Here is a 25,096-nt window from a genome sequence, read left to right on the forward strand (position 1 = left end):
CATTTAATAAATGGGCATAAAAACATCTCCCGGCAATAAATAACAGAGGTAAAACTACTTAACAAACAGCATGATGCTATGGTACTAATTTATCCTTTTGTTATACAAATGATACCAAATACAATTTTAGGTCTACTTTTTAAGCGTGTTTTGCAATACGATCACAGGCTGGTACATATTCCAGTTGGGTTTGTAGCCTTTTTGGTTGATTAGCCCTTCGCCTCCAATAGAAAAATTACCTAAAACAATATCCAGATCGCCATCCTGATCGATATCATTTACATCCATTGCCAACCATCGGCCTTCTGTATTTACAGGAATCTCGTGAACCTTGAATTTGCCACTACTGGTTTGCTCGTGATAGGTGAACCCTTCGGTTGGGAGGTATTTAAAATTGGGGAAGAATGCGATCACGGCAAGGTCAAGGTCGCCGTCTTTGTCAAAATCGGCGGCCATCGCTTTTGAACAACCGTTGATATGGTAAAAATAGGTTTGTTTAAATTTCCAGTTACCTGTATTGGTGAAAATGTAAACCCCATGATAAGGCTTAAATATCGGCGAGTAATCGTTGTTATCGCCGCAGGTATACAAAATATCAAGCTTGCCATCGTGATTAAAATCAACCATTTCAAAACTGCTTGAGCCATATACTGGCGGAAAGTGCAAAAGATTCTGACTTGTAAAGCCCCCTTTTTTGTCATTCAAAAACAACCAGATACCTTCGTCGGCCTGGGCAAACAGGCACACCATATCTGGCCAGCCATCGTTATTATAATCGCTGATATAAACCTGGGATGGGCCCGGCATCGCCCTGATAGGTTTTCTTATAAACGTATGATTTGCCCGTTGCTGCACCAGGTACAATCCGCCCTGGTTATTTCCAAAACCACAGGAAACATAATCCATCAATCCATCTTTGTTAAAATCGGCATAGGCGCTTTTTACAGGGCGCGGCAGGCTATCGGTAATTAACAGGGAATCTTTATCTATTGATCTGCTGTTAAGGCCGATGCTAATCATTTTACCCTTCAACCGATCATTTGGCGGCAAAATACCCACGCAGGTTATGATAGCGCCGTTTGGTTCGGCAGCTGTTTTAAAAAAATTGGCATCAACTACTGCCGAATTAAATTTCTTTACAAGGGTTGATTGAAGATCCTTATCCCATTTATAAAAGTTACCACCGGCATCACCGGTATAAAGGTGCTTATCGTTTACATTATAGGTAACCATAGTGGTTTTGGCCGGCCCATTAGCGGTGTCAACTTTTTGCGGACGTTGGAGGCTAAAAACAGCCCAGTCCTTCACGGCTTCAGGCTTAGGAATAATCAACTTATCGGGCGCCGAATATTTATAATAAACCATGATCTTATGCCAGTCGGCGGCAGATATGGTTGAGGCCGAAGAAACCAGGTAATCGTCCATAAAGGGCCTTAAGCCAAATTTTGGCGCCATGGCCGGCAGGATGCTTTTATCCCATGTGGTTTTATCCAAAAGCGATGGATCTGGTGCCTGGTGACAGCTTGAGCAACGTATTTGAGCAAGCTTTTTACCTTCGGCAAGATATTTTTCATCACTTGAGGATAAACCATCCCCCTCACAACTATTGAAAGCCACCAGGATAGTAAACACCGAAAGGATAATTAAACAGATCTTATTTGCAGACCACTTTTGTTTTTTAATCATGTACGCACTTATCACCTTTTGCTAAAGCGATCATTTTAAAAAGCCTTAATTTGATGAATTATAAGTTAAAAATAACATTAACCTATTAATCCTATTTTTTCATGTGATTTTCCAGTACAATGAGGGGCAGGTTACGATCCCATTGCGGTTGCAAACCGTGAATGAACATAAAGCCATTAGCATAATTACCCAACACAATATCAAGCTTGCCATCGTTATTCAAATCGGCTACATCCATACACATCCAGCGGCCATATTTACTTACCGGTACTGCATGGGGTTTAAAATCAAATGATTTTGTTTGTTCAAAATAAATGAATTCCTCGGCAGGTGTATTTTGCATATCTGCAAAAAAAGCAATGGTAGCGATATCCAGGTCGCCATCGCCATCAAAATCGGCAGCTATGGCTTTTGTACAGCCATTTATTGGATAAAACCATTTTTGTTTAAAATTCCAGTTGCCTGTATTGGTAAAAATATACAAACCATGATAAGGTTTTAAAATACGCGAATCATGATAGTTATAACCACAAGTATAAACCAGGTCGGGATTACCGTCATGATCCATATCTGCTAACTGGAAACTGGTTGAACTGTTTGTTGGCGGGAAGGTTAACAGCTTTCTTGTTGTAAAACCACCTTTTTGATCATTGGTTAAAAGCCATAGCCCTTCATCACCGGTACCGGTTAATACCATTACATCGGGCCAGCCATCTTTATTAAAATCACCTTTTACAGCCTGTACCGCCCCTTCCTTATCCAGAATAGTTTGTTGCGTATAGGTTTTATCCTTGTTTTGTTTTAATAAATAAACACCACCTTTTTTATTACCCTGTCCGCATACCACCACATCATTAAGCCCATCTTTATTAAAATCGCCCGTTAGAGTTTGTACGGGGCGTGGTAAATCGGATGCAATGTAGGTTTGGCCGCCGTTCGCGTCTTTAGCATCCAGGTTAAGTTTTACTACCTTTCCGTTAGGGAAATCAATAGGCGCCATCCTGCCAACGGCCGAGATAAAGCCGATATTATTTCCGGCCTCATCTTTATCAAAACTAATATCGACACCTGCAGAAGGTAAAGACGCTATCGTGTCGGCCTTCAAATTGGCATCCCAGGTATATAATTTTTCATTTACCGCATCGGCGCTGTATAACTTTTTGGTTGCACTGTTAAATGCAATGGTAGTTGTAAAGCTGGTAGCTTTTAATGGCGCCGGCTTTTTTAATGTAAAACCAGCCCAATCCTCCGTTAACGGAACAGGCTTTTTGGCCGGTAATAAGGTATCAGGCGCCATTTTCCTGTAGTAATCAACTATGGCTAACCATTCCACAATGCTGGCACCCGTTGTATCTTTAGAATTGCTTTTGAAGAAAGAGCTGCCATAAGTAGATATATTGAGCATGGGTGCCATACCAACCAGTACATGGTTTAACCAAACATTTTTGGGTAGGGCATCTACAGGTGTTAAGGCATGACACCTGGTACATTTTAACTGCACCAGGTTTTCCCCATCCACCTTAACATTCCCGGTTAGTTTATATGGCTGTGGTTTGGGTTTACAACCATACATTAACGTAACAAATGATATTAAAACAGTAAATAAAAGCAGGTAAGTAGTAACCAGGTAACTCTTTTTAAAATTCATAAAAACCTATATACAGTTATTTTTTTAGTTTTAGTTTTTGCCAAATGTATTCGCCAACCTGCCTGCCTTGTGCGGCGCCCTGGTTTACACTATTAAGATAATGTATACCACCATAAAAACGACTTATAGAGGTCTCGTCAGAAGCTTTTAAAAACGAATCGAAATGGCGCTGCATCCCTATATACTTTAAATCGCTGGTATCCTGGTAGGCAAAATTATCACCAAACAGGTGGGTAAGTATTACCGCCGAGGCCGCGCTGATATCACTATGGCCACTTGGATACTCCGGAAACGGAGGGGTTTGTAACATGGGCAACCAATTGTGGTCAATTTTTTCGTTGATAACGGTTACAGGCCTTATATAGTTAGTTTCATATTTAACCTGCCAGCCACAAATAAAGGCATCAAACAAGGCTATTGATGTAAGCGCGTAAACCTGGGCTGTTTTTACTACATCGGCATGTGTTTGCTTACAGGCAATAGCTGCTATACCAATCCAGTGGCCGCCGGGAGTAATTTTTTTATTGGCAAACATCATATGCCCGTTATGCTGAATTACAAAAGGGTTATCATCCCAAAAGCGGGCTATTGTTTTTTGCTCTTCAGTAATATTTTTACTCAACTGGTAAACCTCCATATTTTGCTTAAAGAAAACACTGTTTTTATCCTCGCTAAAAGGAGGTGGCGGCGGTAACTTAAACTGTGTTGAGGTATCAACCGCGAACGTATGCATAGTACCCCAGCAAAACTCAACACCATCAAGATAGTCTGGTGCAGTAGGACGCCATTGACCCGGCTCTTCATTACCTAAAAAACGAGGTTTGCCACGGGTTTGAGGATAGTTATCAACCGCACTGCGTTTTAATATGAATTTGCCCATTTGGGTACCAAACGCTATAGAACGCGCGTAGGTAGAATCATCAAGATTATCTTTGTACATAGCGTACACCTTATCTTCATATTTCTGCAGTGTATCAACAGAAAAGGTGATCTTGTGGGCTACTGTAAAAAAAGCTTTGGTGGCTGCAAGCGTAAAATTGTACTTTACATCTTTTTTGGGCTCGGGTGGTTTACCAAAGCCCTTTAATTGCGCTGCTATTGAGTTATAATCCGGGTTGGCGTAGCGTGCGGTTTCGTAAGCTGCCAGGGTAGTATAACCATAAATACGACTTGCTACCGGGGGAGAAAATACGTCATATATGATCACCTGGGTTAACTGATCAACATTGTTATGCAGTACATCGGCATCTTTCAGTAAAGCAGTCTTCTTTTTTTGTGTACAGCTATATACCAGGAATAAACAGGCAACGGCTACAAATATTTTAAAACATCTCATATACAAGTAATTAATTAAGCTGTACGGTTCGTTGGTGGCCATAGCCATCAGTTATGGTTACTGATGCCATATTGTCTTCAATATTAAAAAATCTGCCGGATTGCGACAAGAAAGAACTACCATTATAAAACTCCTCCCTGGTAATTTTACCGTTTTTGTATTTTATAGTGGCATAAGCATCCAAAGGCTGTAAACTAACCGTTTTAACAGGACGTTTAAGTTCAAATAGCTTCATCATATCCCGGTTTTGGGTAGCCGCTAACAGATAATTACCTTTAGCACCCCTTAACTTAACCAGGGCCTTACCATCGCCGGGGATATACAGGCCACTTTGTAAAATACTAAGCGGTTTAAAATTGCCTTTCCCGTCACCTTTGAGTATTAACCCGTTAAACGCATCATAACGGCCGGTTGCAACTTCGGTACCATAATCATTTCCGCTCAAGGCCACATCAAGATTGCCATCACCATCAAAATCATCAACTGTTATACCGCAAAGTGCCGACATCTGGGCCTCCATTGGTAATGGTAAAACCGTAAACTTACCACCGCCATCATTGCGCAAATAGCATGATTGCAGATAATTGGCTTTTAACCTGATGGCACCTTCGCGCATTTTTGGGGTAATTACGGTATCCATCGTAGCTACAGCAAACGATCTGTAGTTCTGAAATCTTATACGCATGCTAATCATTTGCTTAACAATATCATCGCGCCCAAAGGCCGGAAACTCCTGCATCTCACCTTGCTGATCTTTCAGAAAAACAGATGGAAAGGCATCGTAACTACCGTTGTTATCAAAATCCTTGGCTGTAATATAAATAGGATGCTGATCTGATGCCTTGTAGAATGTGTTAAGTCCGGTATTACCAACAATATAATCGATGTCGCCGTCATGATCAAAATCTCCGGCTGCAATGGTGTTCCACCAGCCTAATTTATCCTGTACCCCTGTACCGGCTGTTATATTTTTAAATACGCCCTTATCGTTTTTAAGGAAGGTTATTGGCATCCATTCCCCGGTAAGTACCAGGTCGGGCCAGCCATCGTTATTAAAATCGGTAAAGGTGGCATCACATACCAGGCCAATATCTTTCAATGCCGGGGCCATGGCAGCAGATACATCAGTAAACCGAACAACGCCATTCTTACTGTCGTTACGCAATATAAAGCTTGATACCGGTTTAGGATAGTTCCATGGATCAACACGGCCGGATACAAACAAATCGAGTTTGCCATCGTGATTAAAATCAGCCGCCTTTACGCATAGTTTACTGGTAAGGTTTTTAGGCAGGGCATCTGGTTGCAGCGTAAAGTTGCCTTTACCATCATTGAGGTAAAACCTATCCTGGTAATTAACCGAACCATGTTCGCTCTCAAAACCGCCGCTTGCAATGTAAAGATCGGGATGACCGTCTCCGTTGGCATCAAATAATAATAAACCTTCATCCTTTACTCCCGCTTTTGGCACAACATACATGCCCATATCCATTGCGTTATTAACCGGGGCAGTCTTTTTTGGCTGAGGTAAAAGATCACGCTGAATAAATTTGCCATTGGCCTGCTGCAAAAGTAATTGTGCCGGATAATGTGTTGTGCCCCCAATTACCATATCATCAAATCCGTTACCATCAACGTCGCCAACGGCTACGGCAGGAGTGTATTGCGATAATTTATGAGGGATTAGTTTTTGTACGTTAAAATCAATATAATCTTTTTCCTGGTGTTTGTAGGTTATTCCTGCCGATTTTGTTACCTCACGGAAGAGTGAATTGGTATTTAACGCTGGTTGTTTAAACGTATAGGGCTCTTTGGCATCGGCCATATTTACCTTAATGGTTTGATTGGTTTTTACGTTTTTCAAAACCTGTTTTTTGCCGTTATCCCACCGTATCACAACAGAATCAAGCTGGCTCGTTTTACCCAAACCAAAATGCGCTATATTTTGGATGGTTGATAAATAACCGCGGTATGGCGTATTCTCATACACCTGTTGCTTACCATGATCATAATAGATATTGGCAAAGGCGCCAATGCCGCCCAGATTTTGCGGGCTGCCATGAAATTGTATGTGTAAATAGTTGCTTTCAGTTTTATCTTGTTCGCGGGCTGTGTTTTTGTAGATGAAGGCCTCGTCATCAATATTATTGATGATCATATCCATAGCTCCATCATTGTCCAGATCAGCATAGGCCGCTCCGTTTGAGAATGATGGTGCACTAAGCCCCCAGCTTTTGGTTACATCAGTAAACTGTAGCCCGTCGGTATTTTTAAATGCATAATTGGGTATTTTTACAATCGGGATCTGATCCAGTATCTGTTTGCTTGAAGCAATTGCAAAAGCCTGGTTCCTGAAAGTAATAAAGTCATGATCGGTAACATCGCGCGGATAACCATTGGTGATAATTAAATCGCGTAAACCATCATTGTCAAAATCGGTAAGCATCGGTCCCCAGCTCCAGTCTGTTTGGCCAACCCCGCTTAAAAAAGCAGTTTCACTAAAAATGGGCGCGCCAATAGAGTCATTTTGGCCAAGACGCGGGCCTTTATTAATTTGTAAAGTATTACGGGTGTACTGGTATTGGTAACCGTAATAATCAAAGTTTTGAAATATCTGGTAATTATTGGCTGGCATAAACATCTTTTTACGGAAGTTATCCTCGGGGTTCATATCAACTTCAAACGCGTCAACCAGTCCATCATTATTCACATCTTCAAAATCCTGCCCCATCGCGCTAAAGGCAGTATGTTTAAAATATTCTTTTGATCTTTCGGTAAAAGTACCGTCGCCATTGTTAACGTACAGTAAGTTATCGGGTAAAAAATCATTGGTTACATAAATATCTTTCCAGCCATCTTTGTTAATATCAACAATACTGGATGCGTGACCATAACCTTCAATAGTTATGCCTGCTTGTTTTGATACATTGGTAAATACAGCATGTTTTAAAGCTGCATTCCAATCATTACGGTAAAGCCTGCCAGTACTTTTATGACTGCCATCTTTTATTGTTGGCCTAAATGTGCTTTGATTATCACTGGCTATAGCTTCATTAACGGTAAGGTACATATCAAGGTCGCCGTCGTTATCATAATCAAAAAACGATGCCATGGTTGAGTGTACATTGATATTTAAACCATACTCCTTAGCCATTTCTTTAAATACAGGTATCCCATCCTTCCCTACTCCCTGGTTCACATATAACAGGTTGGTTCTTTTAACAGAATCATCCAATAATGTATAGCATACATAAATATCGGCCAGGCCATCGTTGTTGATATCAACAACAGCTACTCCTCTGCCCCAGCCGCCTTTGCCACCTACGCCTGCTTTTGCCGTTATATCCTCAAACTTCATATCGCCTTTATTCAGGTATAATTTGTTTGATACGGTGTTACCCACAAAATAAATATCCTGCAAGCCATCATTGTTAAAATCGCCAATGCCTACGCCACCGCCGTTATACAAGTTAAGTTTGGTAAGGGGGTTTATTTTATCATCCTCAACTATCGTATTGCTAAAAGTAATGCCCGATTGTGATGACGGAATGAGTTTGAACAAAGTGGGCTTTTTGCAGGCCGTTAACAAGCAAATAAACAGGCAGCTTAACAGGGGTATATTCTTCATGAATTTTAAACGTAGGCTATAAAAAAAGGTGGAGATAATTATCTCCACCTAAATTAGAATAATCAAACCAGTTATCAAAAATTAATAACCAGGATTTTGTTTTAAAACAATTGGTCCTTTTGAGTTTGAAATGTCAATTTGCGCTTGAGGAATAGGGCGGTATTCGCTCTTATTCTGAGTAAAGTGAGCATCTTTCAAAGTAATATCTATGCTCTTATCGCTTGCAAAGAATGCATTGATCTCAGCAGCCTGGTAAGCACTACCCCATCTTTGTAAGTCAAAGAAACGGTGGCCTTCCATTGCCAATTCAATTTTACGTTCAAAACGTACAGCTTTACGTGCATAAGTCTGATCAGGGAATGAGGTATAAAGACCTATTTTGTAATTAGCTGCCGGTGTAGTTTGAACAGTATAAATTGATTTAGAAGCATCGTAAGGTGAATTTAAATAAACCCAACCGCTGGTTTTTTGTGCACGCTCACGAACCATGTTCACATCTGCCATAGCAGCAGTGAGGCTACCAATTTCAACTTCACATTCTGCAGCCCATAAGATGACATCCGAGTAACGGATCAGGTTAACGTTGTTTGAAGTACTTAAAGCAGAAGTCCAGGTATTTTCTGTACTTGTGTTAGTACCAACTTCGCTTTTTGAGTATACGTTCTTTTTAGGACTGAAGTGACCGTCAGATCCAGGGTTACGAATCCATGCATCACCAGGGTGTGGACCCCAGTCAAGATAAGGGATACCTTTACGACCCATAGTGATATCGATACGTGGATCTAATGTACCTGTATAAGTAACATCTGTTACCACTGGTGCAGCGTTAAAATTATCAAGTAACGGTAAACCAGTTGTAGGATCGGTTTTGTAAGAGTTTGCTAACCACTGTGATGGGTTAAAGAAACCGCAGCAACCACCAGGACCACCATTGTAAGGAAAGTTAAGGTTATCACCCTGATTACTGTTATTACCCAATGAACCATCATTTACAGATGCCTGAACAGCAAATACTGATTCTGCACTGTTTTTCTGACCAGCCTCTGGGCTAAAGTTCTGCTGAAAATGATCATTTAAAGCATAATGTTGTCCACCTGCTGTTACAGCAGATGCACCCATCAATGTAGCTAACAATGGTTTTGCATCTGTGTATTTTGCTTGAGCCATGTAAACTTTAGCAAGATATGCCATTGCAGCATATTTGTTGGCACGACCTCTTTGAGGTTGAGTTTCAGGAAGGTTTTCAGCTGCGAATTTAAAATCAGCTTCGATTAAAGGATAAATATCTTTATCGTTTTTGATGTTAGCGAAATCTGTAGCTGTTTCATCGGCATAAGGCACCATAAAGAAGTTACGACGTAATTCAAAATAGAAATAACCTCTTAAGAATTTTGCTTCACCAGTGATCCTCTTAATATCATCGGCCGATAGATCCTTAGCGTTTGGAATACCGCGTAAAACATCATTAGCACGTTGAACACCATCATACTGGGCAGCATATTTGCCTATTATAAATGAATTTGTTGCAGGTAAAATAAATGTAGCTACAGGGGTTTGATCATTTGCACCATCTGATGGATCTGAACCTTTATAGGCGTCGCCACCGGTGATACTACCAAACATCCAGTTTGATGGAGCTGCAGACTGTCCTGCACCGTTACCACCGTAACCATCAAGCTCCGAGTAAGCACCTATTAATAAACTCTCGACACCCGCTTTGTTTGACAATAGAGCAGGGTCAATCTGACCCAGGGCCGGCTTATCTAAAAAGCTTTTTTTACACGCGTATACTGTACATATTAACAGCAAGCATAGCGGGATAATTAATTTTAATTGAAATTTTTTCATGACTTGTATCTATTAAAATAGTTGTTAAAACGTAGCCTGTACACCTATTAAATAAGTTTTTTGATTGGCTGGATAGTTACCAAAATCAATACCAAAGTTAGTACTGTTGTTCAGGTCAGATGGTTGGATCTCAGGATCTAAACCTTTGTATTTTGTTATTGTGAACAAGTTACCACCTTGCAAATAGATTCTTAATCTTGATATGCCTATTTGTTTAACCTGTGAATTTGGAATGCTATAGCCTAAAGTTAATGTTTTCAACCTTAAATACGAACCACTTTCCATGTAATATGAATTAAATACAGCTGTGTTACTAAAGTTTGCAGCAGCAGTTAATACGGGTATTGAGGCATTTTGGTTAGTAGGAGTCCATGAATTTGCTATGATCCCTCTTGAAACGCCACCTTTAAATACTTGTGGAAAATCTGTCCAGTATTTTACATAGTTAATATTCTGGTTACCTTTTGAACCGTAGAAGAACGCGTTAAAATCAAAGTTTTTATAGTTAGCATTCAATGTAAAACCGTAAGTAAAATCCGGGTTAGGGTTACCGAAGAAAGTTCTGTCGTCTGTTGTGATCTTACCATCGCCGTTAACATCTTTGTATTTAAAGAAACCTGGCGCAGCACTTTCCTGGGTAGGAGAACTACTTACATCGGCTGCATCCCTGAATAAACCTTGAACTACATAGCCATAGAACTCACCCATTGGCTGACCTGGCTGGAACCTTGTGAATGAACCAATACGAGTTGAACCGGCACTGTTAAAGTCATAGTATTTTTTACCTTCTGGTAAGCTAATAACACGGCTTTTGTAGCTGGTTATGTTACCTGTAATATCAAATTTAAAATCGCTTCCAACATTACCATGGTAAGTAACATTTAAATCGAAACCTTTATTACTGATGTTACCGGCATTTACGAAAGCTGGATTAGGACCGCCACCTACGTTAGAAACACTTGGTTGGAAAAGTAAGTTTTTGATATCTTTTTTGTAAAGCTCAAAACCAATTTCCAATTTATTGTTCAGGATTGTTGCATCAAAACCTACGTTGGTAACTTTATCAGTTTCCCATGTAGTTAATGCGTTACCAATTTGTGAACGATAGATACCTAATAAAGCGCTATTACCTGTTCCGTTAATATCGTAATATGAATTTTGTGGATTTGCCGCAAATAAATTAGTTGCATTAAGTTTGTTAATGTTACTAATTGAACCTAATTCACCGTAACCGCCACGTAGTTTTAAATCATTTAACCAGCTAACATCTTTCAGGAATGACTCTTGCGAAATCCTCCAACCTGCAGTTACCGAGTAAAATGTACCATAACGATGTGCCGGAGAAAACACTGATGCACCGTCACGACGTAAAGTACCACTTACCAGGTATTTATCACTGTAGGCATAATCTAACTTACCAAAATATGAGTAAAGTCTTAGGTAATCGATATCGATGTTCTGGTTACTTTGACCTTGTGGTGAACCTGTATCCAAATCTACATATACAGGTGTGGTTGATACACTGTAATTAGATCTGCCTGCACGTAAACCTCTCTGGTTATTGTTAAGTGCTTCTTCAGCTACGAATAATTTAACATCGTGCTTACCAAATTTTTGGTTGTAAGAAACCGAATTGGTCCAGATCCATTTGCTATGGTAACCAGCACTTTCCTGGAACGTATTTGGGTTAGTATTACCTTCTGCGTTTTCAACAGAAGTTGGGTTAAAGCTCCAATAGTAATAGTTTTCAAAAGTACCACCTATGCTTGTACGGGCAGTAAAATGTTTCAGGAAATCAACTTCTGCATAGATATTTCCCTGCATTGTCCAGTTATAACCTTTATTGTTTGCCGCACGTGTTTGTATTGCAACAGGGTTTGATGAGTTACTTAAACCAGCAGATTTTGTACCGGCAAAGTTGCCCATGATATCATATACAGGGATAACAGGAGGCTGACGATAGGTATAAGAAATAGCGTTACCTTCGTTTTGGTTATTAATATTGGGGTTATCCTTGTTGAATAAATAAGCATTTTCACCAACACGGATATGATCACCAACTGCAAAATTTGTGTTAACACGCATTGCATAACGTTTTAAATACGTGTTAAGCAATGTACCGCGCTCGTTAAGGTAATTTACCGACATCAAATAGCTTGATTTTTCGCTACCACCACTTGCAGTGATGTTGTGGAATGTTCTTGGTGCAGATTTAAACACTTCGTGAAACCAATCAGTACCAACTTTATTGGTTTTGGTGATCTGGTTACTGTTGATGTTATAGGTAGAAGGATCTGTTTTAGGATCGCCGGTGTTTGATGCAGTTGGGGTAATATAATCTTTCAATATAGCACCGCCAGTACCCGGGTACTGTACGCTACCTACTGATCTTTGAAGCGCATCAGCATATTCCTGGCTGCCTGCCATGTGGAAACCATCACTTAATGGTTTTTGGCTGCCGTAATAAGCATCGTAAGTAATTACTGCTTTACCTGATTTACCTTTTTTAGTAGTAATAACAACTACACCGTTTGAACCCTGTACACCGTAGATAGCTGCAGAACCAGCATCTTTCAGTACCTGGATAGATTCGATGTCATTTGCGTTGATGTCTTCAAATTTTCCCTGAACACCATCAATTACGTAAAGCGGGCTTGAATTACCGGTTGAGGTAATACCACGCACACGTACAGCACTACCACCACCTGGAGCACCGCTGTTAATAACGGTAACACCCGCAGCCTGGCCTTGCAATAACGCGGCTGCCTGGCCACCTGGTACAGTTTTTAAGTTGGCAACGTTAACAACAGCAACCGAACCGGTGATGTCTTTTTTACGTTGTGAACCGTAACCTGTTACTACTACCTCATTCAGTGCATTGCTACCCGCAATTAAGGTAATTGTTAAAGAAGTACTGGTTCCTACTTTAATTTCGCTGGTTTGATAACCAATGTAAGAAACCACCAGTGTTTGGCCGGCAGTTAATGTAAGGGTGAATTCACCGTTAACATCTGTTACAGCGCCCGTAGTAGATCCCTGGATACGTATAGACGCTCCAATGATAGGCAATTTGTCATCGCTGCCGATAACTTTACCCTTGTACTTTGTTTGGGCTGTAACTACCAATGAAGAAACTAAGCAGCATAGTAGCACGCCAAGGAATCTTCCCTTTAGGAGTAAACTTTTAAACATGAGATTGAGATTTAGTTGATTAATATATTTGATTTAAGATCTTGTGCCTATTTGGTGTTTTTTAAGTTTGCAATTGGGTTATAACATGCCTCATAACGATTTTTTTGGCGAGAACAAAAAAATCGTGAGGTTGGCGCGCAAAAAGCGGCCGGGCACTAAATGAAGATTTGAAAATGTTGGAATGTAAAAGTCTTATCATATACTAACTTCCTGTAACAAATTTAACTTACGCCGTTACCCTCTTTTCATGTTCCTTAAATATTAAGGTTTACACGACTAAATGTTATAATAATATCAGAATTTGTGTTGTTCCTGGTATTCCAGAAATTTATATTGGCTATGCATCTAATGTAAAGAGAGTGTATTGTTTACACAAGTGAAAACTGCAGATTTGCAAATTAATTATTTATAAAACCTTTAAAGCGTGAAAATTACAAATTGTGAATATTTTATTAATAAATCATTAACAAAAACGCCACTTACTTAAAATTTTTGCAAAGTAAAAATACTGCCGTTACGGATAATGTATCGTCAAAAACAAAGTTTTGACATTTATATTAATGCAAAATGGTTTTAACCTTTTGATTTTTGCTGAGGTTTATGCTATAACAATGTTACACAGTTTATCGCACTTACATGTTAAAATATCATCATGTTTTAGTAGTAATGTCATTGCCACATTTATTATTTTTCCGACGTTATAAATGTTAATATTACATTTATAAATAAAATAATAAATGTTAATATTACATTTATAGAGTTTTAAGAGAACCATATACATCCGCAAAAAAAAAGCTTTATTAAGTAAAAAACGCCACACATTTAAGATGTGTGGCGTTTTTATTGGAGGCATTAAACCTTAAAAACTAAAAGACCATATAAGGCATTATATATTATTAAAAAAAATAACTTATCACATAATGGTTGTAAGCTTACTTACTCCACCAAAATGATGCCAAATGAGTATCATTTGAATTTGTACCTATTTGCACAACAAATTTGCCCGGTTCCCAATCATATTTAAGCTGGCTGTTGTAAAACTTCAGTTGCTCCGGAGTAATGGTAAATGATACCTCCTTAGCCTCACCCGGCTTAAGACTTATCTTCCTGAAATTCTTCAATTCCTTTACTGAACGACTAACCGAGGCTTCGGGATCACTGATGTATAACTGCACTACTTCCTCGCCTGCATATTTACCAGTGTTGGTAACCGTTACAGTAGCCGTTAATGTTTCATTCCCTTTCAATTTTGTTTTGCTTAGCTTAACATCGCTGTAACCAAATGTGGTATAACTCAGGCCATATCCAAACGGATAAAGCGGATCATTAGAGATATCCAAATAATTTGATTTGAATTTTGATGGTCCCTTGCCATCATAAGGCCGGCCGGTATTTTTGTGGTTATAATAAATAGGTATCTGCCCTACACTACGCGGAAAAGTAGCCGTGATTTTACCTCCCGGGTTATAATCGCCAAATAAAACGTCAGCAATTGCGTTACCTGCTTCTGTACCGGGTGCCCAAACATCAAGTATAGCGCTGGCGTGTTCATCCTCCCAGGTTAAAGTAAGCGGTCGGCCATTGAAAAGTACTATAACCATTGGCTTACCTAATTTTGATAAAGCCTTTAACATGTTTTTCTGCGGCTCCGGAATATCGATATCCGAGCGGCTTGATGACTCGCCCGACATGCTTTGCGACTCCCCTACCACTGCAACAATAATGTCTGATTTATTTGCCGCATCAATAGCTTCCTTCAGCAGTTCGTCGGCAGGTTTTTTATCTACAGAAACCATTCCCGGACCAAAGTTTAACCGTTTTATAAAAGTGGTATCCTCTGTAATATTGGATCCTTTAGCATAATTAATTGTAACACCGTTACCCACAACGTTTTTGATACCCTGCATTACACTAATTGATTTTTCCCAATCACCGGCAACAACCCAGGTACCCAGCATATCGCGCTGATTATTGGCAAGCGGGCCTACCAAAGCAATGCTGCCTGTTTTTTTAAGCGGCAATGTTTGCGCATCATTTTTTAACAATACAAAAGAGTGCTTGGTAATTTCTCTCGCGGCACTGCGGTTGGCCGGTGATAATACATCCGTTGCCTCCCTGGCCTCATCAATTGATTTGTAAGGATTATCAAACAAACCTAATTTATATTTTGCCTCCAACACCCGGCGACAAGCCTGGTCAATATAAAACTGGGTTATTTTACCTTCTTTTAATGATTTTTTAAGCGTGGTTAAAAAACCCTCTCCTACCATATCCATATCCAAACCGGCTTTTAATGCCAGGGCCGATATAGTTTGCAAATCGCCAAGGCCGTGGGCCTCCATTTCGTTAACTGCAGTATAATCAGATACTACAAAACCTTTAAATCCCCATTGTTTACGCAACAGATCGGTTAATAACCATTGGTTACCGGTTGCAGGCACACCATCAATAGTGTTAAATGAGCTCATGAAACTCCCGGCTCCTGCATCAAGTGCCGCTTTGTAAGGTGGCAGGTAATCCTGGTACATTTTAATGCGGCTCATATCTACTGTATTGTACTCGCGCCCCGCTTCGGCACCGCCGTATAATGCAAAGTGTTTTACACAAGCCATTACCGCATCGCTATTTTTCATGTTGCTGCCCTGGTAACCTTGTACCATAGCTTTGGCAACCTGCCCGCCATACCATGGATCCTCGCCCGATCCTTCAGAGATACGGCCCCAGCGGGCATCTCTTGCTATATCCACCATTGGCGAAAACACCCAGTTAAGTCCTTCGGCGGTAGCTTCCTTCGCAGCTATCTGGGCTGATTGTTTGATCAAACCCATATCCCAGGTGGCCGACATTCCTAACGGGATAGGAAAAATGGTACGATGCCCGTGTATTACATCCAAACCAAATATCAAGGGAATATGTAACCTGGAGTTTTTAGTGGCTACGTCCTGTACTGCTCTTACCTTATCGGCTCCCCAAACACCAAATACGCCGCCGATGTCACCTTTCTTTATTTTTTCTTCAACTCCTTTATTTACTACCGTTCCGGTTGTGGCCGCGCCACTGGTCACCAGGTTAAGCTGACCAATTTTTTCGTCGAGCGTCATTTTCTTCATTAAACCGCTTACAAAAACATTCATTTTTGTATTCTCGGTTTGGGTTTGGGCCATTACCTTATTTAAAGGCAGCAACGCTATACAAAGCGGAATAACCCGGGTTATAAGCTGAGTTGAAAAATACTTTTCCATTATTTAAATTTACGTTGTAGGGATATAGATTTACAAAATATTGGGCAGGTAAGAGCGCCATTATTCACTCTATAACTATTTAATTTAAAATTACCGTTTATAATTGGCTATAATACAACAACATTACAATTGTGTATAAAGTACACAATTGTAATTATTATAATTAAATAATCAAAGTATTTTTGTAGAATAGCACAAATGTTAACCAAACAAGAACTTATTGAGTATTGCGACGACGCCCGTGAAACCTATCTCGATCATATTTCTATTGATTGTGTAGTTTTTGGCTTTCACGAAGGGCAAATGAAGGTATTGCTGCTAAAAACCCATAACGAAGAAAAATGGTACCTGCCCGGTGGCTTTGTGCTTAAACGTGAACCTATTGAAATGGCGGCCAACCGTATTTTAAAGGAACGGACTGGTCTTGCCGAAATATTTTTAGAGCAGTTCCATGTATTTGGTGATCCGGACAGATCAAAAGTGCATAATGATATGTATGCAGATATGCTTCCCCCTGAACGAAACTGGTTCTCCAGCCGATTTTTATCAATAGGCTATTATGCGTTGGTCGATTTTTTTGAGGTAACACCAACGCCTGATCGTTTTTCTGAAATATGCGAATGGCGCGATCTGGGTGAGGTGCCCGAATTGCAGCTGGATCATTCACTGATATTTAAAACAGCATTAGATACGCTGCGCCTGCAATTAAATTATCAACCTATTGGCTATAACCTGATGCCGAAGGAATTTACGATGCCCGAACTGCAGAAATTATACGAAACCATACTGGATAAAAAACTCGACCGCCGCAACTTTCAGCGCCGCATACTGGCTTTTGGCATCCTGAACCGCGCCGAGGAACCCCGCAAAGGCGGTGCACATAAGGCTCCATATTTATACTCTTTCGATCTGGAGAATTATCGCCATGCGCTAACTATGGGCTTTAAAGGGGGGTGGTGATATCACCACTCTTATTGTGCTGGTTTAAAATACTTATTCAACAATATACTCCAGTTTCACCTGTATATTAAGCCCTTCATTCATTTTGGCAAACTGGCCCGAGTTGCGTGTAAAATCGGCATCAGTATCCATGTACATGTTGGTTATTTTAACCAGTTCGGGGTGTTTTTCGGTGCCTATATTGTAGGTAAGCCCCTCGCCGCCTTCTAAACTTTGTTTAAGTTCAAGGTATTGCTTGCCTGTAATAATGATCATTTTTTCTGCAGTCATCTTAGTTCTGTTATAATTGGTAATACTTTAAAAAGGAGAATAATGGATCTGCTATGCATAATATATAGCCAATCAAAAGCTAAATTCAACCGAATTATTTCTCTCTTTATTATATTTACCTCAAATATAACTGATATTAATCTGGCTTCATGATCAACCTTAAAAAATTACTCTCCATAGTTTTACTATCGGGTACTACCATAGCATCGGCACAAATAACCTTACCCATAAATACCACCCTGCAAAAAACTTATACCAACGGCACCCGCACCAAAAGCGGCACACCGGGTAAAAGCTACTGGCAAAACACGGCGAACTATACTATCAAAGTAAATTTTGATCCTAAAACCCGTCAGCTTATTGGCACAGTTGGTATTGATTATGTAAATAATAGCCCTGATACATTGAAGAAGATTGAATTTAAGCTCTATCCAAACATCTATCAAAAGGGCAGCATCAGAGAGATGGCGGTATTACCAACCGACCTGACGGATGGTGTACAAATCAAATCCATAAGTATGGATAACCAGCTATTGGATAGCACAAAACTGCATATTAAGGGCACTAATATGTCATTAAAAATACAGCCAATCAGTTCTAAACAAAAAGTTCATTTGGATATTGCCTACTCCTATACGCTTAACAAAACATCACATATACGCACCGGGCAGGTAGATGACGGCGCCTTCTTTATAGCTTACTTTTTCCCCCGCATTGCTGTTTATGATGATATTGATGGATGGAACGAATATCCTTACGTAGGTTCACAAGAGTTTTATAATGATTTTTGTCATTTCAGTGCCGAAATTACCGTTCCGGGCGATTACCAGGTTTGGGCGACAGGCAATCTTAAAAATGCTGATGAAGTTTATAATCCCAAATATGTAAAACTGATCACCTCTGCCGGCACTGATGATAAAGTGACTGATATTGTCACCGAAGCAGATTTAGCTGCTGCTGATATCACTAAAAAGAACCCTGTTAATACCTGGAAATTTGAGGCCGATAGTGTTACAGACCTGGCCTTTGCTACCAGCAACCATTATATATGGAAGGCAAGCAGCCTGGTAGTTGATCCTAAAACCGGCAGGCGCACGCGTGTAGATGCAGTATTTAACCCGGCGCATAAAGACTACTTCGAGGTAGTAAATTATGCCCGCAAAACGGTGGAGACTATGAGCTATAAATTCCCTAAATGGCCCTATCCATACCCGCATGAAACCGTTTTTGATGGCCTTGACCAGATGGAATACCCCATGATGGTGAATGATAACCCATTGGAGCAAACTGAGGATGCGATAGAACTAACAGATCATGAGATCTTCCACACCATGTTCCCGTTTTATATGGGTACTAATGAAACCAAATATGGCTTTATGGACGAAGGCTGGGCAACTATTGGCGAGTGGCTCATCAGCCCGCAAATTGATCCTAAAATTGCAGACTCCTATGGCATGAGCGCGGTAAATGCCTCTGCCGGCTCGGAGCAGGACGCACCTATCATGACACTTACACCAGCGTTAACGGGGATAGCCCGATTTACCGATAATTATCCTAAACCCGGCCTGGGATACCTGTATGTAAAAGAAATGCTGGGTGATGAATTGTTTACCAAAGCCCTGCATAACTATATCAGCCTTTGGCATGGTAAACACCCTATGCCCTTAGATTTTTTCAATTGTATGAATACCGGCGCAGGCACCAACATGAACTGGTTTTGGAAAAACTGGTTCTTCGATAATGGAATACCAGACCTGGCAATTAGTAAAGTTACCCATGTGGCATCAAAATACAAAGCTACCATCACCAGCATTGGCACAAAAATGGTACCCGTACACCTCACTGTTTTTTACGCCGATGGCAGCAAACAATCAGTAGGTACAAGCATAGCCTGCTGGGCAAAGGGCAACAAAACAACCACACTAAGTTTCACTGCAAAAGGCCTAATAAAACAAATAGTATTAGGCACTACTTATGATGCCGACTCGGACAACAGAAATAACGTTTGGAAACCGTAGGTTAGAGCAAGGATTGTTGGAATAAGGATTGTTGGAACAAGGATAAAGGACTGGAAAACAGCGAGCCCGAAGCAACCTGTTAAGGATTGGAAACGTTCTCTGATCGTCATTGCGAGGTACGAAGCAATCTCCAAGCTTTACAGAGAGACCCTATAAGATCGAGTTGCCTGTGTAGAGATTGCTTCGTACCTCGCAATGACGGCTCTAAAAACCGCAAGGACGGTTCTGAAAACTTATCTATAACGCAGCGCGAACCTTCTGTTTGAATACTAAACCCTGACACTAATTAATTGACACTTAAAAATAATGAGGCAAAAGCTACCAATTGATAAGTTCACTGAGCCGGTAAATAGGTTCATTCACCAGGAGCACACCAGTGGCATTGTGCTTTTCATCAGCGTTTTGGTGGCTATTGCCTGGGTAAATTCGCCGTTCGCGCATTCATACCATCACCTTTGGGATATTAAATTTTCATTAGGTTTTGGCAGTTATGTGCTCAATCATCCATTGCACTTATGGATAAATGACGGCCTGATGGCATTATTTTTCTTCGTGATAGGCCTGGAGTTAAAGCGCGAATTTATGGCAGGTGAACTATCCTCCATGAAAAAAGCATCATTGCCTATGGTTGCTGCTTTGGGTGGCATGCTGGCACCGGCACTCATTTACTTTTTTATCAATAAAGGCACCGAATCTGAACATGGCTGGGGCATTCCCATGGCAACCGATATTGCTTTTGCGCTTGCACTGCTTTCTCTTGCCGGCAAACATATCCCAACCTCTGTAAAAGTATTTTTATCAGCATTAGCCGTGGCCGATGATTTGGGCGCTGTACTGGTAATAGCCATATTTTACAGCACGCATATTGCACTTGTTCCCTTAACCATAGGTATTTGGTTATTGGTAATACTGCTCATTGGCAACAAAATGGGCATTCGCAGCATCGCGTTTTATTTGGTAATAGGCTTTGCTGTTTGGGTGGCATTTTTGCTTTCGGGAGTTCATGCTACTATTGCCGGCGTATTGGTAGCCTTTACTATACCCGCACGCACCAGGATCAACGAAAAAAATTATGCAGAAAGCTTAAAGAAGCTGCTTTTTGATTTTGAAAAACAGATCCCTAACAACAGCACCCTAACCACGGCCGAACAGCACCATACCATCGAAAAAATAAAGGAACTAAGTATGGATGCCGAAACCCCGCTTCAAAAAGTGGAATATTTACTGCATCCCTGGGTGGCTTTTGTGATCATGCCGCTTTTCGCGTTAGCAAACGCTGGGATTATTATTGGTGCCGATTTTTTTACATCCATAAGGAACCCGGTAAGCATGGGCGTTGCCATTGGTTTGCTGGCGGGTAAATTTGCAGGGGTTTTAATGGCCACCTGGCTAATGGTTAAATTTGGTGCCCAACTCCCGGCAAAGGCCAACTGGAAACAAATTACAGGCGTAGCTCTACTGGCAGGCGTTGGTTTCACCATGTCGCTTTTTATCTCGGGACTCGCTTTTACTCATCCGGAAATGGTTGACCAGGCCAAGTATGGCATTTTGTTGGCTTCATTATTGGCAGGTGTATTGGGGGTTGTTGTGTTGAAGAAATCGTAATTTACGTCCCCTCTGGTCAAAACGCTGTTTACTTGTCATCGGGGCACACGCGACACGCGGGCGCCAGCGGAGTAGACCATCAGGGGCAAAAATCTGCACCCAACGCCTCCCGGAAGGGCTACTGTCTGTACACATCTTTTTCACTCGGTTGGTATAATAACTTAACACTGCATTTGTGCTAAAATACTGATTATTTAGGCTAAAGCCATGCTTATAATGCTTTCTATCCGTTGGTTGAAACCAACGGCAATCAAGAATTGAAGGCAAACAATATTTTAATTCATTGCCGTCCCATTTATGGGACGGATAAATAAAGAGTACGGGAGGCTTTAGCCAAATCAGAGCCATGCTAACAAACTTATGTACACACAGTAGCCGGAAGGGAAGGCTTTAAAAAATAGCGAAGAGCAAAAAGAAAAGCGGCTAACCTTCTTTTGACGTACATTTATTTTTAAGAAATAATAAAAACAGGGACAATAGAACAATTACTATATTCCAATAGAATTGTTGTAGATAACTTTGTTTAATAAATTCAAGTGCTAATATTTGGTTATGAAAAATATCTTTACAATCCTTAAACATATTCAGATAAGAGTTATCATTATACATTCTTACAAATACATTATATTGAGATTTATAATCATAATATTCACTAAAGCTTTCGCTCAAAGAAATAATTACCATTATAGATATAATCCAATTTAAAGTTGTTATTGCTTTTTTCATCATTTATCCACTTTTTCTATTTTGATCCCTAACAGTTTCACCTGTTTTATTTTTCTCATCATTGTTTTGTCCACGGAGGATGTACTGGTAGGTTTGCTTCAATTTCCATTAATTAGATTGTGCCATTGCAATTCGCAAACAAATATGTCATTAAATGCCCAATGCTGGCACGTGTGCCGGCACTTGGGGACAAAATAAAACAGGATAATGGTATAATCCGACGATATTTGAAATATAATCGGATTATTTGCAGGTGTGTAAAGTTGTGGCGTTTTGTTGAATATAATCATCTATCCTTTTTAGAAAGGAAACAGGCAGGCAAGATTCTATAATTAAGGGAAGGCTGTTTTCAAGCAACCTCCCCAGGTGGCTAAGAAAAGGTTGCCTGAAATCAACCTCCCCAAAACCATTTCATTATTCAAATCTAATTTCAAAATAACTATTTGATAATTAAAGGCGTAGTGATATTATGTAACTAAAGTGTGAAATTTTGCAAGAGGGATTTACAATCCCTCAGGGCCTGATCCTGAGGTTCCATGCAAGTCGAAAACGCATCGTTTATACCAAGCAAGCGGCCTCAGGGTCCCTTTTCAAGGAGACCCTGAGGGGACATTAATATAATTTAGCCTTGTAAATAGTTACCTTTGAACAAACCTTATCAAATGCTTAAATACGAAAATAAATTACCTGCATATAAAGTATTAAAAACTACAAACAAAGAACGAAACGAAGAAAAAGGTTTGGCTAAACAAATTATTGCGTTGCTACCAATCATAACATTATTCTTATTAGGTCTTGGCATTCTAAATCAGTTAATATATTACTACCCATTTCATCTTGATATATTAGCATACACCGATGTAAATGAAATCATATTTGAAACATCTACAAATTTTTTAATATGGCTATCATTTTTTGTCATAAATATATTATTCACAGAAATTGGAACTTTTTTTAGGTATAGAAAATTAAAAATTAAGACCAAAGAAGAATCGATTAACAAATCGGGTTTTATTATTAGGATTAAAACAGCAAATTTTATCTTCTTTACTATAATTGGCATTTTAACAATAATGTTCTTTATTTATATGCATATGATAGAGAACGAAAAATATACTCGAATTTATCAAGAATTAAAACTGACTGGCTTTGCATTCTATTTTGTTAATTTATTCGCAATTGCTTCTTTTGTTTACTTTAAGTTTATTTTCCGCACAAATCATTTTAGAGAATTAGACCCTAAATATAATATTGTATTTATTGCCATTTATTACGCTGCGTTATATACAACTACCTTTAGTCTTAATACATCAATGAATACTAAACTTTTATCGACATACGGAACTATATCAAAATAGGAAGTATTAAAATAATTTCAACATCTGATTATTACTATATCGGAAGAACTAAAAACTATATATTCTTTTATGATGCATTAAAAGAGACTACCGATATTTTTCAAAATAAAGATGTTAGTATATTATCTTTAAATACCAAAGGCTTTACTACAACAATGGATAAAAAAATAAAAAGTTTAAAAAAAGACACCAATTTAATTAGTAGGAAAATGCTTGATAGCCTTCTATTAAAAACTAATTAATTATTTAAATGATTGAATAAATTAAATTATCCTTACGTCCCCTCAGGGTCTCTCGATAGAGGATCCTGAGGTTCCGTGCAAGTCGAAAACGCATCGTTATACCAAGCAAGCGGCCTCAGGGTCCCTTTTCAAGGAGATCCTGAGGGGACGAAAGATCAAAAAGTCTCCCCTACCGGGGGAGATTTAGAGGGGGCTGTTCCCTACTTCCCCAAATTAGGTTTCCCATAAACACTCAACGGTGTTAACCTGTTCTGAAATATCACCTGAGGACTATTGAAAAACTTTACGAAATCGTCAGCGCTTACCTGGCTGGGATAGGGTACGTAGTAATGATTAACATTGCCATTTCGCCAGGCCATTACGTATGATATTTTATGTTGAAGCATGGTTGGCAATAAAACTTTTGTCCACCAATCAGCTTGCGGAATCTGTACATAGCCCGTTTCGGGCAGGCAGGCCAGCTTGTGATGACTTGTAGCAATAACATCTAAAATACCAAGGCGCTTATCCAATTTGGTTTGATATCCAGCTACACTTTTGGTACAGTAATTGTCAAAACCAATAAAATCCACATAGTCATCGCCAGGGTAACGTTCCAAAAATTCAGCTTCCGAATCAAAATCGGCAGCGGAGTAAACGATCAATAAATTATGAAGCTTCTTGTTATTGCGCAGGTAACCAATCGTAAACTGCCACAAAGCTTTAAATTCTTCGGGAGTATTTTGCTTTTTCCCCCACCAAAACCAACTACCCGTAAGCTCATGAAATGGCCTGAAAAGTAAAGGAATAGCCTCGCCGTTTTTACCTTTCAACTCCTTCAGGTAATCTGCAGCCCTATCCAGGTATTGAACGTAAGCATCATGGTAAATACCGCCGGAAATTAAATCTTTAATGGTATTGCCCGTAGTATCCCATGCGGTTTTACCATTGGCAGGGTTATCCATATGCCAGCAAAAGGTATTGATACCGCCGCGCTCATAAGCATCTTTAACCAATTGCTTTTGCAATTTAAATGCTATGCCATTTATATCGTGAATACTATCGTGCTCAATACGGGCCAGGTCCCAGCCGTAAATGGAGGGGTATGATCCTGTAACACTTTTCACATCAGACCTATCAGCTTCAAACCTCCATCCCACTCCATAAGCGGTATCATCGTGATGGCCAAACATCACCCCTGCACCCAGCAAACGCTGCATACTGTAAAAAAGAGCACGAGTTTCGCGAGTGGCCTTTTTATCGGCAGGAGCATACATTTGTTGCGCATTTGCCATCGAGCTATAAATTATCAATATTAAAATTACGCTATAAAAAATCCTCATAAAAAACGCCAACTT

At 39.8% G+C, this 25,096-nt stretch carries 13 protein-coding genes; 4 read left to right on the top strand and 9 right to left on the bottom strand.

Annotated features, from left to right (window positions below; translation table 11 throughout):
• Nucleotides 1-132: 132 nt before the first annotated feature.
• The 7 genes from AC1DYB_RS15560 to bglX form a co-directional block, all read right to left on the bottom strand.
• Entirely contained in the window at nucleotides 133-1,686 is a 1,554-nt protein-coding gene (locus AC1DYB_RS15560; protein WP_477436259.1) for an FG-GAP repeat domain-containing protein, read from the bottom strand.
• Nucleotides 1,687-1,777: 91 nt separating this feature from the next.
• Nucleotides 1,778-3,334 (bottom strand): FG-GAP repeat domain-containing protein, encoded by a 1,557-nt coding sequence (locus AC1DYB_RS15565; RefSeq protein WP_477436261.1) that lies wholly within the window; start codon nucleotides 3,332-3,334, stop codon nucleotides 1,778-1,780.
• 16 nt (nucleotides 3,335-3,350) lie between these two features.
• Complete coding sequence (locus AC1DYB_RS15570; protein ID WP_477436263.1) at nucleotides 3,351-4,670, bottom strand: vanadium-dependent haloperoxidase; 1,320 nt, start codon at nucleotides 4,668-4,670, stop codon at nucleotides 3,351-3,353.
• Nucleotides 4,671-4,680: 10 nt separating this feature from the next.
• Nucleotides 4,681-8,298 (bottom strand): VCBS repeat-containing protein, encoded by a 3,618-nt coding sequence (locus AC1DYB_RS15575; RefSeq protein WP_477436265.1) that lies wholly within the window; start codon nucleotides 8,296-8,298, stop codon nucleotides 4,681-4,683.
• An 81-nt stretch (nucleotides 8,299-8,379) separates the two neighbouring features.
• On the bottom strand, nucleotides 8,380-10,146 hold the full coding sequence (locus AC1DYB_RS15580; RefSeq protein WP_477436267.1) for a RagB/SusD family nutrient uptake outer membrane protein: 1,767 nt from the start codon (nucleotides 10,144-10,146) through the stop codon (nucleotides 8,380-8,382).
• Between the two features lie 24 nt (nucleotides 10,147-10,170).
• Entirely contained in the window at nucleotides 10,171-13,338 is a 3,168-nt protein-coding gene (locus AC1DYB_RS15585) for a SusC/RagA family TonB-linked outer membrane protein (RefSeq protein WP_295713295.1), read from the bottom strand.
• A gap of 932 nt (nucleotides 13,339-14,270) precedes the next feature.
• The gene (gene bglX, locus AC1DYB_RS15590) at nucleotides 14,271-16,580 is read right to left on the bottom strand and encodes a beta-glucosidase BglX (RefSeq protein WP_477436269.1); all 2,310 of its coding nucleotides are present in this window, start codon (nucleotides 16,578-16,580) and stop codon (nucleotides 14,271-14,273) included.
• Between the two features lie 198 nt (nucleotides 16,581-16,778).
• On the opposite strand from bglX, the gene AC1DYB_RS15595 reads away from it, so the two are divergent.
• Nucleotides 16,779-17,540, top strand: a complete 762-nt coding sequence (locus AC1DYB_RS15595; protein ID WP_295713291.1) for an NUDIX hydrolase — start codon at nucleotides 16,779-16,781, stop codon at nucleotides 17,538-17,540.
• Nucleotides 17,541-17,573: 33 nt separating this feature from the next.
• Here the strand turns inward: AC1DYB_RS15595 and AC1DYB_RS15600 are convergent, their stop codons facing one another.
• Nucleotides 17,574-17,810, bottom strand: a complete 237-nt coding sequence (locus tag AC1DYB_RS15600) for a hypothetical protein (protein WP_295713288.1) — start codon at nucleotides 17,808-17,810, stop codon at nucleotides 17,574-17,576.
• Between the two features lie 149 nt (nucleotides 17,811-17,959).
• Here AC1DYB_RS15600 and AC1DYB_RS15605 point away from each other — a divergent pair, with 149 nt between their 5' ends.
• The 3 genes from AC1DYB_RS15605 (at nucleotide 17,960) to AC1DYB_RS15615 (ending at nucleotide 23,517) form a co-directional block, all read left to right on the top strand.
• The gene (locus AC1DYB_RS15605) at nucleotides 17,960-19,828 is read left to right on the top strand and encodes a M1 family metallopeptidase (protein WP_477436271.1); all 1,869 of its coding nucleotides are present in this window, start codon (nucleotides 17,960-17,962) and stop codon (nucleotides 19,826-19,828) included.
• 306 nt (nucleotides 19,829-20,134) lie between these two features.
• Complete coding sequence (gene nhaA, locus AC1DYB_RS15610) at nucleotides 20,135-21,433, top strand: Na+/H+ antiporter NhaA (RefSeq protein ID WP_477436273.1); 1,299 nt, start codon at nucleotides 20,135-20,137, stop codon at nucleotides 21,431-21,433.
• A 1,388-nt stretch (nucleotides 21,434-22,821) separates the two neighbouring features.
• Nucleotides 22,822-23,517: a hypothetical protein gene (locus AC1DYB_RS15615; RefSeq protein WP_477436275.1), complete on the top strand. Its 696-nt coding sequence runs from the start codon at nucleotides 22,822-22,824 to the stop codon at nucleotides 23,515-23,517.
• 442 nt (nucleotides 23,518-23,959) lie between these two features.
• On the opposite strand, the gene AC1DYB_RS15620 is transcribed toward AC1DYB_RS15615, so the two are convergent.
• A complete protein-coding gene (locus AC1DYB_RS15620) occupies nucleotides 23,960-25,033 on the bottom strand; it encodes a glycoside hydrolase family 26 protein (protein WP_477436277.1) in 1,074 nt (357 codons plus the stop codon).
• Between the last annotated feature and the right edge of the window lie 63 nt (nucleotides 25,034-25,096).

It is taken from the genome of Mucilaginibacter sp. P2_A4, assembly GCF_056405015.1.